Source organism: Blautia sp. HA3515 (genome assembly GCF_059933065.1).
The window spans coordinates 1-14,943 of record NZ_JAYFUY010000024.1; the positions used below are offsets into that span (position 1 = coordinate 1).

Annotated in this window: 13 protein-coding genes and 4 pseudogenes; all 17 read left to right on the plus strand. The window is 45.3% G+C overall.

Annotation, left to right across the window (positions count from 1 at the left end):
* A partial coding sequence (locus tag R1Y93_RS01075; RefSeq protein WP_500821309.1) for a beta/alpha barrel domain-containing protein occupies window positions 1–373 on the plus strand: 373 nt, incomplete at its 5' end.
* A 10-nt stretch (window positions 374–383) separates the two neighbouring features.
* Entirely contained in the window at window positions 384–1,166 is a 783-nt protein-coding gene (locus R1Y93_RS01080; protein WP_500821311.1) for a dihydroorotate dehydrogenase electron transfer subunit, read from the plus strand.
* Window positions 1,166–2,070 (plus strand): annotated as a pseudogene (locus R1Y93_RS01085) (dihydroorotate dehydrogenase). Before R1Y93_RS01080 ends, R1Y93_RS01085 begins: the two are co-directional and overlap by 1 nt.
* A 20-nt stretch (window positions 2,071–2,090) precedes the next feature.
* Entirely contained in the window at window positions 2,091–2,765 is a 675-nt protein-coding gene (pyrE, locus tag R1Y93_RS01090; RefSeq protein WP_173726549.1) for an orotate phosphoribosyltransferase, read from the plus strand.
* 14 nt (window positions 2,766–2,779) lie between these two features.
* Window positions 2,780–2,932, plus strand: coding sequence for a hypothetical protein (locus tag R1Y93_RS01095; RefSeq protein WP_500821312.1), 153 nt, complete (start codon window positions 2,780–2,782; stop codon window positions 2,930–2,932).
* Window positions 2,933–2,970: 38 nt separating this feature from the next.
* Window positions 2,971–3,444, plus strand: a complete 474-nt coding sequence (locus tag R1Y93_RS01100; RefSeq protein WP_262582652.1) for a VanZ family protein — start codon at window positions 2,971–2,973, stop codon at window positions 3,442–3,444.
* Window positions 3,428–3,742 carry a hypothetical protein gene (locus tag R1Y93_RS01105; RefSeq protein ID WP_500821313.1) on the plus strand — a complete coding sequence of 105 codons (315 nt, stop codon included), beginning with the start codon at window positions 3,428–3,430 and terminating at the stop codon, window positions 3,740–3,742. The genes R1Y93_RS01100 and R1Y93_RS01105 overlap by 17 nt, the downstream gene beginning before the upstream one ends.
* A 9-nt stretch (window positions 3,743–3,751) precedes the next feature.
* On the plus strand, window positions 3,752–4,348 hold the full coding sequence (locus R1Y93_RS01110) for an HD domain-containing protein (protein WP_500821314.1): 597 nt from the start codon (window positions 3,752–3,754) through the stop codon (window positions 4,346–4,348).
* An 18-nt stretch (window positions 4,349–4,366) separates the two neighbouring features.
* Window positions 4,367–6,382, plus strand: a complete 2,016-nt coding sequence (locus R1Y93_RS01115; protein WP_500821317.1) for an aminopeptidase — start codon at window positions 4,367–4,369, stop codon at window positions 6,380–6,382.
* 86 nt (window positions 6,383–6,468) lie between these two features.
* Complete coding sequence (gene purE / locus R1Y93_RS01120; protein ID WP_173726552.1) at window positions 6,469–6,969, plus strand: 5-(carboxyamino)imidazole ribonucleotide mutase; 501 nt, start codon at window positions 6,469–6,471, stop codon at window positions 6,967–6,969.
* A gap of 18 nt (window positions 6,970–6,987) precedes the next feature.
* Window positions 6,988–8,013: a phosphoribosylformylglycinamidine cyclo-ligase gene (gene purM / locus R1Y93_RS01125; protein WP_500821315.1), complete on the plus strand. Its 1,026-nt coding sequence runs from the start codon at window positions 6,988–6,990 to the stop codon at window positions 8,011–8,013.
* Window positions 8,007–8,633, plus strand: coding sequence for a phosphoribosylglycinamide formyltransferase (gene purN, locus R1Y93_RS01130; protein ID WP_173726554.1), 627 nt, complete (start codon window positions 8,007–8,009; stop codon window positions 8,631–8,633). Before purM ends, purN begins: the two co-directional genes overlap by 7 nt.
* Before the next feature lie 48 nt (window positions 8,634–8,681).
* Window positions 8,682–9,957: pseudogene (purD, locus tag R1Y93_RS01135) on the plus strand (phosphoribosylamine--glycine ligase).
* 14 nt (window positions 9,958–9,971) lie between these two features.
* On the plus strand, window positions 9,972–11,165 hold the full coding sequence (locus tag R1Y93_RS01140; protein ID WP_500821316.1) for an FprA family A-type flavoprotein: 1,194 nt from the start codon (window positions 9,972–9,974) through the stop codon (window positions 11,163–11,165).
* Between the two features lie 34 nt (window positions 11,166–11,199).
* Window positions 11,200–11,964, plus strand: coding sequence for an SseB family protein (locus tag R1Y93_RS01145; RefSeq protein ID WP_173726557.1), 765 nt, complete (start codon window positions 11,200–11,202; stop codon window positions 11,962–11,964).
* Window positions 11,965–12,079: 115 nt separating this feature from the next.
* Window positions 12,080–12,449, plus strand: a pseudogene (locus tag R1Y93_RS01150) (GntR family transcriptional regulator).
* A gap of 16 nt (window positions 12,450–12,465) precedes the next feature.
* A pseudogene (locus R1Y93_RS01155) lies at window positions 12,466–14,931 on the plus strand (ATP-dependent Clp protease ATP-binding subunit).
* The last annotated feature ends 12 nt before the right edge of the window (window positions 14,932–14,943 follow it).

Consider the following 14,943-nt stretch of genomic DNA (forward strand, 5'->3'; position numbering starts at 1 on the left):
CCCCCTGTATGAATGGGTTGGCGAAAAGGTGGATCAGTGGGGCAAGGATGCTGTTGGTAAAGAGGGGTACAGCTATGTTGGAGCTGTTGTAGGAGCAACCTATCCGGAGATGGGCAAGGTTCTTAGGAAGCTGATGCCGAAAACCTTTATCCTGGTACCAGGATATGGTGCACAGGGCGGTAAAGGCAAGGATCTGGTTCACTTCTTTAACAAAGACGGACTTGGCGCTATCGTGAACTCTTCCAGAGGGATCATTGCTGCTTACAAGCAGGAGAAATATGCATCATTTGGTGAAGAAGGGTATGCACAGGCTTCCCGTCAGGCTGTGAAGGATATGATCCTGGATATCAGTACAGCACTTGAGGGAAGATAGGGGAAAGCATATGAGTAAAAAGACAAAAGAAATCTGTACAGTAGTCAGCCAGGAATGTATAGGCACAGATATATACAGCTTGTGGATCCAGACAGAAGAGATTGCTTCGGAAGCAGTACCAGGGCAGTTTGTATCCCTGTATTGTAAAGACCAGAGTAAGCTTCTGCCAAGACCAATCAGCCTGTGTCAGATCGACCGGGAAAAGAGCAGACTAAGGCTTGTATACAGGGTGACAGGACAAGGTACTGGTACAGAAGAGTTTTCCAGATTACAGCCAGGAGATACCATTCCTGTACTTGGACCTCTTGGTAATGGTTTTCCCCTTGGGGAAGCAAAAGGGAAAAAAGTTCTGCTTATGGGCGGTGGTATCGGGATCCCACCTATGCTTCAGACTGCAAAAGAGACAGAGGCAGATGTGACAGCTGTACTTGGATACAGGGATCAGCTGTTTCTTGATAAAGAGTTTCAGGATTATGGGAAGGTTTACGTGGCTACAGAGGATGGCTCTGCCGGTACAAAAGGAAATGTTCTGGATGCTGTCAGAGAAGAGCAGCTTACAGCAGATGTGATCTTTGCCTGTGGGCCAAAGCCTATGCTTCGTGCTATTAAAGCGTATGCGCTGGAGCATCAGATTCCCTGCTGGATCTCCATGGAAGAACGCATGGCATGTGGTGTAGGAGCATGTCTTGGCTGTGTATGCCAGTCTACAGAAGTGGATGATCATTCCCATGTGCATAATAAGCGGGTATGCAAAGACGGACCTGTATTTCTCAGTACGGAGGTAGAATTATGATCAATACAAAAGTGACTCTGGCTGGGGTAGAACTTAAAAATCCTGTAATGACTGCCTCCGGAACCTTCGGATCCGGCAGTGAATATAGTGAGTTTGTGGATCTGAACAAGCTTGGGGCTGTAGTGACCAAGGGTGTGGCAAATGTGCCTTGGCCAGGGAATCCGGTGCCAAGGGTAACAGAAACCTGTGGCGGTATGCTGAATGCCATTGGCCTTCAGAATCCGGGGGATTCGATGTTTTCTGTAAGAGGGATATCCCGTTCCTTAAGAATTATGATACAAAGATTATTGTGAATGTATGCGGCAGGTCTGTGGAAGATTACTGCCAGGTAGTGGAACGACTGGCCAGTGAGCCGGTGGATATGCTGGAGATCAATGTTTCCTGCCCTAATGTGAAGGAAGGCGGCATTGCTTTCGGGCAGGATCCAAAGGCTTTGGAAGCCATCACGAAAGAAGTGAAGAAGTATGCAGCCCAGCCTGTGATCATGAAGCTGAGTCCTAACGTAACAGATATTACGGTAATGGCAAAAGCAGCAGAGGCAGGGGGCGCAGATGTGATCTCCCTGATCAATACACTGACAGGCATGAAGATCGATATTAACCGGCGTACTTTTGCCCTGGCTAATAAGACCGGCGGTATGTCCGGCCCTGCAGTAAAGCCTGTAGCTGTACGTATGGTATATCAGGCAGCCCATGCAGTAAAGATCCCAGTGATCGGTATGGGAGGGATCGCCACAGCAGAGGATGCCATTGAATTTCTGATGGCAGGTGCAACTGCCGTATCGGTAGGTACTGCTAATTTCTTTAACCCTTATGCTACGGTCCAGATCGCAGAAGGGATACAGGCATTTATGGAAAAACAAAAGATCCAGGATCTTGGTGAGATCATTGGATGTGTGGAATAATATGGAGGAATCAGATCGCTATGGAAAGATACAAACAGGAATTTATTGAATTTATGATTGATTGCAATGTGCTGAAATTCGGAGATTTTGTTACAAAATCAGGAAGAAAGACCCCTTTCTTTGTAAATACCGGATTTTACAGAACAGGCGCACAGCTTCGCAAGCTGGGAGAGTATTATGCAAAAGCCATCCATAACAAGTTCGGACTGGATTTTGATGTATTGTTCGGGCCTGCTTATAAGGGAATTCCCCTTACAGTAGCAGCGACTATGGCTATTAGCGAAGAATACGGGAAGGACATCCGCTATTGTTCAAACCGTAAAGAGGTAAAGGATCATGGAGATAAGGGGATCCTTCTTGGCAGTCCGATCCAGGATGGAGACAAGGTGGTGATCATCGAGGATGTTACTACTGCAGGCACATCTATCCAGGAAACACTTCCCATTATCAAGGCACAGGGAGATGTAAATCCCATCGGTCTGGTTGTATCTGTAGACCGTATGGAACGTGGTCAGGGAACAAAAAGCGCTTTAAAAGAGATCCAGGAGAAATACGGACTTGAGACAACTGCCATTGTTACCATGGCAGAGGTGGTAGAGCATCTGTACAACAAAGAATATAAAGGAAAAGTGATCATTGATGATACATTGAAAGCTTCCATTGACGCATATTATCAGCAGTATGGCGCAGAATAAAAGGAGGTTTGGCCATGAATGAAAGAATATATAAGACTATGTCTGCCACAGGGGTTTCCAGTCTGATTCTTGGCATTATTGCTGCAACAGCAGGGATTGTTACAGGAGTTCTGATGATCATTAATGGCGCAAGGCTTCTGAAAAGAAAATCAGAAATCCTGCTGTAATACAAACTGCGGGCAGGACTTTTAGGCAGGGGATAATATTGAAAAATGAAACAAAGCGTATGATCAGACAAGGCGGGGTCATTCTATTTGGAATATATGTGATCCTGCTGATATACTTCCTGTTCTTTTCTGAGTCTTACGGCAGAGTTGCAGACGCAGAACGGATATATCGGTATAATCTTATACCGTTTGTGGAAATCCGCAGATTCTGGGTTTATCGCAGGCAGCTGGGTACTTTTGCATTGTTTACCAATATATTTGGAAATGTGATCGGTTTTATCCCGTATGGATTTATCCTTCCTGTGATCACAAATCGTATGAGAAGCGGTTTTCTTATTATTTTTTCAGGATTTTCCATAAGTCTGACAGTGGAACTGATCCAGCTTGTGACAAAAGTGGGCTGCTTTGATGTGGATGATCTGATTCTGAACACACTTGGATCAGCGGTAGGCTATGGGTGCTTCCTGATCTGCAATCATATCAGGAGAAAATACTATGGCAAGAAGATATAGATACTCATTTACAAAGAAAAAGGAAGCCGGAAAAGGGAAGGTCTCTGTTACTATGGCAGTGATCTCCCTGATCCTGTTTTGTGGGGCAGTGACTGCAGCGTTTCTTCTGGACGGTCAGTATGGATTTGTAACCGGCGGAATATGCCTGTTTGCAGCGCTTCTGTCTATTTATGGATTTATCATGGGACTGCTCAGCTTTTCAGAGGCTGGCAAAGGTCATAAGACAAGCATTATCGGATCCATCACAAACGGGATCATTATGATTCTCTGGCTTGGGATTTATCTGACAGGAGTATAATGATCACTGATGGATGACAGATTAAAAGAACAGATAGATTTTATTCTTGAGATAGACAAAATGAAGGAGATCCTGCGGCAGAATTATCTGGCAGACGGATCAGCAAGAGAGAATGACGCCGATCATTCCTGGCATTTGGCTATGATGGCGCTTATCCTCAGTGAATATTCCAATGAAAAAGTGGATGTGACACGAGTGGTGCCTATGGTTCTGACCCATGATCTGGTAGAGATCGATGCAGGAGATACTTATGCATATGATGAGGCTGGGGCTCTTACCAAGGAAACAAGGGAAAAAGCAGCAGCTGACCGGATCTTCGGCATTCTTCCTAAGGAACAGGGCACATGGATGAGAGGGCTGTGGGATGAATTTGAAGCCTGCAATACACCGGAATCCAGATTTGCCCATGTGCTGGATAACAGTCTGCCTTTATTTTTAAATCATGCAGCCGGTGGGATCAGCTGGAAGGAACATAAAGTAAAAAGAAGCCAGATCTATAAAAGAAACCGTATTACAGGGGAAGGATCAGCAAAGATCTGGGAATATATGCAGGAACTGATCCAGGAGAATATTAATAAAGGAAATATCATAGACGATAGGAGTTAAAAGTTGGACAAGTGGATGATGGAAAGATATGAGTTGGCCAAAATGAGAGTTTCCCAGATACCAGGGGAACAGACTGTGGCACAGCCATATCTGGATTTTTTTCAGAAGACAGCAGATTTTCTTATAAAGACCATACAGATCATGGATGATAAAGGAGATGGCCTTTCTTTTGAAGCATTAAAAGAAAGAAACCAGCTGCTATATCAGGATATTTCAGGTGATAATTATGATGTAAGCTATGGAAACCCGTCCTATGCAAAGAAAATGCTGGGAGAATATGGCAGGGATTTCACTTTCCTTTACGGAGAATTAAGAGGAGCTATTGTTTATGCCCATGAGAAGGATCTTTGGGAGATGACAGTGGCTCTGGAATTATTCCTGGAAGTATATTCTGCTTTTGCCCAGGAAGAAATACCGGAAGAAAAAGTGGTTCGCAGGATTCTGTATTCCTATATAAATGATTACTGCCAGGATATGATGGAGCATCATGTATGCAGTTCCCTGGATCCGGAAATGGATTTTGCAGTAAAGATCATTATGGAATCAGACCTTTCAGATCTGTCTTATCTTTACAGATTCGGAGAATATATTTCCGAAAACGAGCTGGGCAGTGCCAGGTTTTTGAATACCCTTCCTCAGGAAGAAATCGATGCAATGGCAAGAACCTATACAGAAGGATACAGGATCGGTTTTATTAATGGAAGAAAAGATATTACCAAGAAGAAAACCGTGAATATCCGATACAATCTTGGATTTGAAAGAATGGTACGTTCCGCAATCTTACAGTTCCGCAAGATGGGGCTGGAGCCTGTGATCTATCGTCACACACCTCATGTTGCCTGCAAAAGAGGCAGCAGCCGGATCGGATATACCGGCGGGGTCATTAATCCTCAGTATGATTATGACCACAGACAGGATTATGCTCTGTTTCTTGATGGGGAGTACCTTCAGAAAAGGCTGCGGGCGCTTCAGAATGCATATGAACAGTATAAGGATCTGGCAGCAGTGCACGGAGGTCCGGCAGTGATCGAGACCTTTGGAGAAGCACCTTTTTCACCGGAGAGCAAGCCGGAAGCATGGAGTCTTAGTGAGGCACAGCATAAGCTGGATCTGGAACTGACCAATGAGTCCGGGCAGATCGTAAACCGCTATATCCATGGAGACGAGCGCAGCTTTACGATCATTGCCTATCCGGTACCAGAGATCGGCACAGATTATCCGGACATTTTCAGGGAGATCGTAAAGATCAATACACTGGACTATCAGGCCTACCAGAAGGTGCAGCAGAAGATCATAGATACTCTGGATACCTGTGAGTGGGTGGAGATTAAGGGAAAGGGAGATAATGAAACAGATCTTCTGATCCATCTTCATAAACTGACAGATCCCAAAACGCAGACCAACTTTGAAAATTGTGTGGCTGATGTGAATATTCCTGTAGGTGAAGTGTTTACTTCTCCTGTACTTGCCGGAACCGGCGGGATCCTTCATGTGACTAAGGTTTACCTGAATGGATTACAGTTCCGTGACCTGAAGCTGGTTTTTGACTGTGGACAGGTGATCGATTATACCTGCAGTAATTTTGAGAATGAAGAAGATAACAGAAAATATATAGAGGACAACATCCTGTTTCATCATCCAAAGCTTGCCATGGGTGAGTTTGCTATTGGTACGAATACCACCGCCTACGTAGCTGCCAGGAAATATGGAATTGAGGACAAGCTTCCTATCCTGATCGCAGAGAAAATGGGACCTCATTTTGCAGTAGGGGATACCTGTTACAGCTGGGCAGAGGATACGCCGGTGTACAATCCGGATGGCAAAGAGATCATAGCAAGGGATAATGAAATTTCAGAAATGCGTAAAGATGATGTATCACTGGCATATTATGGCTGTCACACAGATATTACCATTCCTTATGAGGAACTGGGCAGTATCCGGGTGATCCAGGATGATGGTGATATGGTTTCCATCATTGAAGACGGCCGTTTTGTTCTGGAAGGAACAGAAATGCTGAATGAGCCATTTCACTGACAAATACAAAGAATCCCTTTTCCTGGTTGACAGAAAAAGGGATTCTTAGTAGAATTTACGGTTAGAAAGGCTGAGAGGAGAAGAACATGTCAAAAGTAGGAATTGTAATGGGTAGTGATTCAGATATGCCTGTCATGAAAAAGGCAGCTGATATTCTGGAAAAACTGGGAATTGATTATGAGATGAGGATCATTTCCGCACACAGGGAACCGGATGTGTTTTTTGATTATGCGAAATCCGCAGAGGAGAAAGGGTTTAAGGTCATTATTGCAGGAGCAGGAATGGCAGCCCATCTTCCAGGAATGTGTGCTGCCATATTCCCTATGCCGGTCATTGGTATTCCGATGCATACCACATCTCTTGGAGGCAGGGATTCCCTGTACTCTATCGTACAGATGCCTTCCGGCATTCCGGTGGCTACTGTTGCCATTAACGGCGGTGCAAATGCAGGCCTTCTGGCTGCGAAGATCCTTGCTACGTCAGATCCGCAGCTTTTAGATAAGCTGAAAGCATACAGCCAGGAGTTAAAGAGTCAGGTAGAAGCAAAGGACGCAAGACTTCAGGAAGTAGGATGTAAAGAATATTAATCTGGGAGGAAGAGAAAAATGGATTACAAGAACGCAGGAGTAGATATTGAGGCAGGGTACAAGTCTGTAGAGCTGATGAAACAGCATATTGCAAAGACAATGCGCCCGGAAGTGCTTGGAGGAATCGGCGGTTTTTCAGGTGCTTTTTCCATGAATGCTTTTAAGGATATGGAGGAGCCTACTCTGGTATCTGGTACAGACGGCGTAGGTACCAAGTTAAAACTGGCATTTATCATGGATCAGCATGATACAGTTGGTATTGACTGTGTTGCTATGTGTGTAAATGATATTGCCTGTGCAGGCGGAGAGCCTCTGTTCTTCCTGGATTATATTGCCTGCGGCAAGAACTATCCGGAAAAGATCGCGCAGATCGTGAAAGGTGTTGCAGATGGCTGTCAGCAGTCAAATGCTGCTCTTATCGGCGGTGAGACTGCAGAAATGCCTGGATTTTATCCTGTAGATGAATATGACCTTGCAGGCTTTGCTGTAGGTGTTGTAGATAAAAAAGACCTGATCACAGGAGAAGCCTTAAATGCAGGAGATGTACTGATCGGTATGGCATCCTCAGGCGTTCATAGCAATGGTTTTTCCCTTGTGCGTAAAGTATTTGACATGACAAAAGAATCTTTGGATACCTATTATGATGAGCTTGGCACTACTCTTGGAAAGGCTTTGATCGCTCCTACCAAGATCTATGTAAAAGCATTAAAGAGCATTAAGAATGCTGGCGTCCGTGTACATGCATGCAGCCATATCACAGGCGGCGGTTTTTATGAGAATGTTCCCCGTATGCTGAAAGAGGGTACTCGTGCAGTGATCAAAAAAGACAGCTATCCTGTACCGCCGATCTTTGGTCTTCTTGCTCGTACAGGCGGTATTGAAGAGAAGATGATGTATAATACATATAATATGGGACTTGGTATGGTTGTGGCTGTAGCCCCGGAAGATGTGGATAAGACGGTAGCCGCTATCAAAGAAGCGGGAGAAGAGCCATATGTAGTTGGCCATATTGAAGCTGGCGAAAAAGGAGTAACATTATGCTGAAGGTAGGCGTTCTGGTATCCGGAGGCGGCACCAACCTTCAGGCGATCCTGGATGCTCAGGACGCAGGGAAGATCACCAATGCACAGGTGGCACTGGTGGTCAGCAACAATGCAGGGGCATATGCATTGAAGCGTGCCCAGGATCACCAGATCCCTGCAGTATGCATTTCCCCAAAAGATTATGATACAAGAGAGGACTTTCACCAGGCGCTCCTTAGAACGCTTCAGGAAGCTGAGATTGATCTTGTGGTTCTGGCAGGATTCCTTGTGGCCATTCCATCTTCTATTGTGGAAGCATTCCCTAACAGAATCATCAACATCCATCCGTCTTTGATTCCTTCTTTCTGTGGTGTTGGCTATTACGGTCTTCATGTGCATGAAGAAGCTCTGAAAAGAGGGGTAAAGGTTACAGGCGCTACGGTTCATTTTGTAGATACAGGTACCGATACCGGCCCGATCATTCTGCAGAAAGCAGTGGATATTGAACCGGACGATACCCCTAAGACACTTCAGCGAAGAGTTATGGAGCGGGCTGAATGGAAGCTTCTTCCAAAGGCCATCCAGCTGATCGCAAATGGCAGGGTCACAGTGGAGAACGGAATTGTAACCATCAGTGAATAATAAGCAGACAGAAGAAGCAGTGTCCCAAAGGGACAACAGGAGGATACAATGAAGGTATTAATCGTTGGAAGCGGCGGAAGAGAGCATGCCATTGCCTGGAGCGTGGCAAAAAGTCCAAAGGTAGATAAGATTTACTGTGCGCCAGGAAATGCAGGGATCGCAGAACTGGCAGAGTGTGTTTCCATTGGAGCTATGGAGTTTGAAAAACTGGCTGATTTCGCACAGGAGAATCAGATCGGTCTGACTATTGTTGGAATGGATGATCCGCTGGTTGGCGGTATCGTGGATGTTTTTTGAAAAAAGAGGACTGGCAGTGTTCGGACCAAGGAAGAATGCTGCGATCCTGGAAGGCTCAAAGGCTTTTTCAAAGGATCTGATGAAGAAATATCATATTCCTACAGCTGCATATGAGAATTTTGATGATCCGAAGAAAGCACTGGATTATTTGAAAACTCAGGCAAAATTCCCTATTGTACTGAAAGCAGACGGACTGGCACTTGGAAAGGGTGTACTGATCTGCCAGGATCTGACAGAGGCTGAGGCCGGTGTGCGTGAGATCATGGAAGATAAGAAATTCGGCAATGCAGGGAATACCATGGTGATCGAAGAGTTTATGACAGGCCGTGAGGTATCTGTTTTGTCCTTTGTAGATGGCAAGACCATTAAGACTATGACTTCTGCACAGGATCACAAGAGAGCATGTGACGGGGATCAGGGACTGAATACAGGAGGCATGGGCACTTTTTCACCAAGTCCGTTTTACACAGATGAAGTAGATGCATTCTGCAGAAAATATATTTATCAGGCAACTGTAGATGCTATGGCAAAAGAAGGCCGGGAATTTAAAGGCATTATTTTCTTTGGTCTTATGCTTACAGAGGATGGTCCAAAGGTGTTGGAATATAATGCCAGATTCGGAGATCCGGAAGCTCAGGTGGTACTGCCCAGAATGAAAAATGATATCATTGAGGTGATGGAAGCCTGCATTAATGGTACCCTTGATCAGGTAGATCTGCAGTTTGAAGATAATGCAGCAGTATGTGTGGTTCTGGCAAGTGATGGCTATCCTGTAAAATACGAAAAAGGAATCCCGATCCAGGGCTTTGAGAATTTTAAGGACAAAGACGGGTACTACTGTTTCCATGCAGGTACAGCCTTTAAAGATGGACAGATCGTAACTAACGGAGGCCGTGTGCTGGGCATTACAGCAAAAGGGAAAGACCTGAAGGAAGCCAGAAAGAATGCTTATGAAGCGACAGAATGGATTCAGTTTGCCAACAAGTATATGCGTCATGACATTGGAAAGGCCATTGACGAGGCGTAAAGGAGCGAATGGGGATGTATTGTACTAAGAAAGTTACAGAAGATTTATACTGGGTAGGTGCCAGCGACAGAAGACTGGCCTTGTTTGAAAATATGTATCCGATCCCAAGAGGGGTTTCTTATAATTCTTATGTGCTTCTGGATGAGAAGACGGTACTTCTGGATACAGTAGACAGATCTGTAAGCGGACAGTTCCTGGAGAATCTGGAGCATGTGCTGGCAGGACGCAGCCTGGATTATCTGATCGTGAATCATATGGAACCAGATCACTGTGCACTGATCGCTGATATTGTGCTCCGTTACCCGGAAGTAAAGATCGTAGGAAATACAAAGACTTTTGGTATGATCCGTCAGTTCTTTGATTTTGATGTGGACAGCCGTGCTGTTATGATCAAAGAGGGAGATACCTTAAGCACAGGAAAGCATACCTTGTTTTTTGCTATGATCCCTATGGTTCATTGGCCGGAGGCAATGGTTACATATGACGCATACGATAAGGTGCTGTTCAGCGCGGATGCATTTGGTACCTTCGGAGCTTTAAATGGTAATATTTTTGCTGATGAGGTAGACTTTGAGAACCAGTGGCTGGAGGATGCAAGAAGATATCTGACTAATATTGTAGGAAAATACGGTGCACAGGTTCAGGCTGCATTAAAGAAAGCTCTTACCCTGGATATTCAGATGATCTGTCCGCTTCATGGCCCGATCTGGAGAGAAAATCTTGGCTGGTTTATTGACAAATACCAGAAGTGGAGCACATATACACCTGAGGATCATAGTGTGCTGGTTCTTTATGGCTCTATTTATGGAAATACAGAGAATGCAGCTGCTGTTCTTGCCGGTAAGCTGGCTGATGCAGGGGAGAAGAATATTGCAATGTATGATGTTTCTGTTACAGATCCATCTTATCTGCTGTCTGAAGCATTTCGTTGTGACAGGATCGTATTTGCATGCCCTACCTACAATGGAGGTATCTTCCCTAAGATGGAGACACTTCTTCATGAACTGAAAGCCCACAATTTCCAGAATCGTAAGGTGGCTGTGTTTGACAATGGTACATGGGCTGCCACAGCCGGGAAGCAGATCCGTGAGATGCTGTCCCAGATGAAGAATATGGAGATTATGGAGCCATGTCTTACTGTGAAGTCTGCATTAAAAGCAGACCAGCTGGAAGAGATGGATAAGATCGTAGAATTTATGGTAAGATAAGCAGTGTGCAGATCACTGCCGGAAAGGATAAGAAATGGGAAACAAAGCAGATGCAGTGAAAGAACTGCAGAACAGGGATGTGGTATTTGTAGCTTATTCCCAGGCTACAAAGCTTCCATATGTTACCTGTGATGAGGAAAGCTTTAATGACCAGGCCTGGGTATTTTCCACAGAAGAGGGCATTAAAGAATTTGGAAAGAAAAAACTGGAAGATAAAATCCTTCTGATGGGAATGAAGTACGAAAAAAAGGATTTCCCCAGATTTTACGGAACATTGTATGCCATTGGGGTTAATACTGTGATCTGGGCAGATGGGGAGGACCGTACAGAGGTAGATCTGACGGATATTGCAAAACAGGCAGATTTAAGCAAGCTGGAGCCTGCCAAAAGGCCTTTGTTTAATTCTACCCTTCAGCTGTCAGGAATTTATTTTATGCAGGAGCTTCGCCGTCCTGTGAAAAAGGAAGAGCGGAAGAATATGCGTGAGCTGGAAGAAGAGCTGATCGCAAACCTTCTGAAATCTGACTTCCTGATCGCTATGGACAAGGATCCGGAGGATCCTCATAAGGTAAATATCCCATTCCTGAAGAATAAAGAAGGGGATGTACTTCAGCCTGCATTCTCTGATATTATGGAGTTTGAGAAATTTGCCAAGGGCAAAAAGCTGCGTGCAGCCAGAGTCCCCTTTGCAAAGCTGCCGGATGTGCTGATTCCACAGGCAAAGGCAATGGTAGTAAATCCAATGGGGATCAACCTGATCCTTGATAAGGAACAGCTGAATAAGATCCTGAAACGGTAAAGAAAGCTTACCTGTGAAAAGAGGTGTTGCCAAATGCAGCATCTCTTTTTTAGTCTTTTCAAATGCTGAGATTTGTGCTAGTATGGATATAACAGTAACACAGGAGGCAGAAGCAGTGATCATAGAGATTAATTTTAACAGTGATGAAGCTATATATATGCAGCTGACCAATCAGATCATTATGGGGATTGCCACATCCAGACTGAAGGATGGAGACGCACTTCCATCTGTGCGGCAGCTTGCAGATACCATCGGGATCAATATGCATACAGTGAACAAAGCATATGCATTGCTGCGCCAGGAAGGCTTTGTATCCATTGACAGGAGAAGAGGGGCAGTGATCTGTGTAGATGCAGATAAAGTTAAAGCATTGGAAGAAATGAAAGAAAAAGCTTACCGTTGCACTGGCCAGGGGAAGCTGCAAAAATGTAACAAGACAAGAAGTACATCAGCTGATTGATGAGATTTTTGACGAATATATATAAGTTCAGGAGGACATTTATGGATAACAGATTTACCAGACAGGCAGAAAATGCCCTCGCACTGGCAGAGGATGTGGTTAAGGACCTGAATCATGGATATATAGGGACAGAGCATATCCTGGTAGGGCTTTTGGCAGAGAAGGAGGGTACTGCAGGGAAAGTTCTGGAGGAATTCCATGTAGAACCAAAGAAGCTGCTGGATCTGATACAGAAGCTGATCGCACCCCCTGCTGAAAGCAGAAATGTGCAGATCAGGGAAAAGCATTACAGCCCACGTGCTGAAAGCGTGATCCGGGAAGCACTGGAACTGGCAGAGGAGATGCAGGAAGGACCGGCAGGTACTGAGCACCTTCTCCTTGCGCTGCTCAGGGAGACGGACTGTGTGGCCACCAGACTTCTTTATACCCTTGGGATCAACATCCAGAAGCTGTACAGTGCAGTGCTTACAGCCATGGGATATGAAGGGGATCTTCAAAATGACAATTTTGGATCAGGCAAGGCCGGTTCCATGGGGAATGGATCAGCTACTCCTGTCCTTGACAAGTACAGCAGGGACCTGACAGAGCTTGCAGCAGCAGGCAGGCTGGATCCTGTGATTGGACGGGATAAGGAGATCGGCCGTCTGATCCAGATCTTAAGCAGAAGGACTAAGAATAATCCGTGCCTGGTAGGTGAGCCGGGAGTAGGCAAGACCGCCATTGCAGAGGGGCTTGCACAAAGGATCGTTCTGGGGATGGTGCCGGATACAGTGAAGGATAAACGGGTGGTTGTGCTGGATCTTTCCGGCATGGTTGCAGGAAGCAAATACAGAGGTGAGTTTGAAGAAAGGATCCGGGGTGTTGTAGATGAGGTACGGGAGCACCAGGGAATCCTGTTGTTTATTGACGAGCTTCATACCATTATCGGAGCAGGGGGAGCAGAAGGTGCCCTGGACGCATCCAATATCCTGAAGCCTTCTCTTTCAAGAGGAGAGATCCAGATCATCGGAGCAACCACTCTGGAAGAATACAGAAAATATATTGAGAAGGATGCGGCTCTTGAAAGAAGATTCCAGCCAGTGACTGTAGAAGAGCCTACAGAAGAAGAAACTTTTGAGATCTTAAAAGGCCTGAGACCTTATTATGAACGACACCATAAGGTGAAGATACAGGATGATGCACTTAAGGCAGCAGTTGAAATGTCCGTCCGGTATATATCAGATCGTTTTCTGCCTGACAAAGCCATTGATGTGATCCATGAAGCAGCTTCAAAGGTTCAGCTGCAGGGTTTTCAGACTGTTCCTGAGCTGGAAGAACTGCAAAGGCAGATACAGGAATTGATCCAGGAGAAGGAAGATGCAGTAAAGGCTGGCGATCTTGGGAAAGCAGGAGAGATCCAGAAGCAGCAGAAGGAGCTGGAAGCTTCTTTTGAAAAACGAAAGGAAAAAGCACAAAAGGCAGCCAGAAGAAAACAACTGCTGGTCTGATGAAAAGACGGTGGCGGATATTGTATCCCAGTGGACGAAGATACCTGTGCAGAAGCTGACAGAAGGGGAAAGCAAACGTCTTGCACGCCTGGAAAAGGAACTCCATAAGAGGGTGATCGGCCAGGAGGGAGCTGTGGCGGCAGTATCCCAGGCAGTAAAAAGAGGCCGTGTAGGACTGAAAGATCCTGAATCGCCCCATTGGTTCTTTTCTGTTCCTTGGTCCTACCGGGGTTGGTAAGACAGAACTGTCCAAAGCACTGGCAGAGGCTGTATTTGGCAGTGAGCAGGCCATGATCCGGGTAGATATGTCTGAATATATGGAGAAGCACAGCGTATCTAAATTGATCGGCTCCCCGCCAGGATATGTAGGATATGAAGAGGGTGGACAGCTTTCTGAAAAGGTTCGGAGGAATCCATACAGTGTGCTCTTGTTTGACGAGATCGAGAAGGCACATCCGGATGTATTCAACATTCTTCTTCAGGTGTTGGATGACGGACATATTACAGATGCCCATGGCAGGCGTGTAGACTTTAAACAGACGATTATTATTATGACTTCCAATGCAGGTGCACAGGCTATTGTTGAACCAAAGCGGTTAGGCTTTATCTCAGACGAGGATGGAAAAAAGGATTATGAACGGATGAAAGCCGGAGTTATGGAAGAGGTACGTAAGATCTTTAAACCGGAGTTTCTTAACAGAATCGATGAGATCATGGTATTCCATACTCTGAAGAAGGAAGATATTCAGAAGATCGTTTCCATTCTTCTGAAAAAACTGGAAAAAAAGGTGTCAGGAGCAGATGAATATTACCCTTCGGGTAGCTGCATCTGTAAAAGACTATCTTGCAGAATCAGGATTTGACAGTAAGTATGGGGCAAGGCCTCTTCGCCGGGCGATCCAGACAAAGATTGAGGATCCGCTGGCCAATGAGGTGCTGGAAGGCAGGATTCATCAGGGAGATCAAGTTTCCGTACAGATGAAAAACAAGCAGGTTCATTTTACAGTGAAAAAGTCCTGATCCAAATAAGAA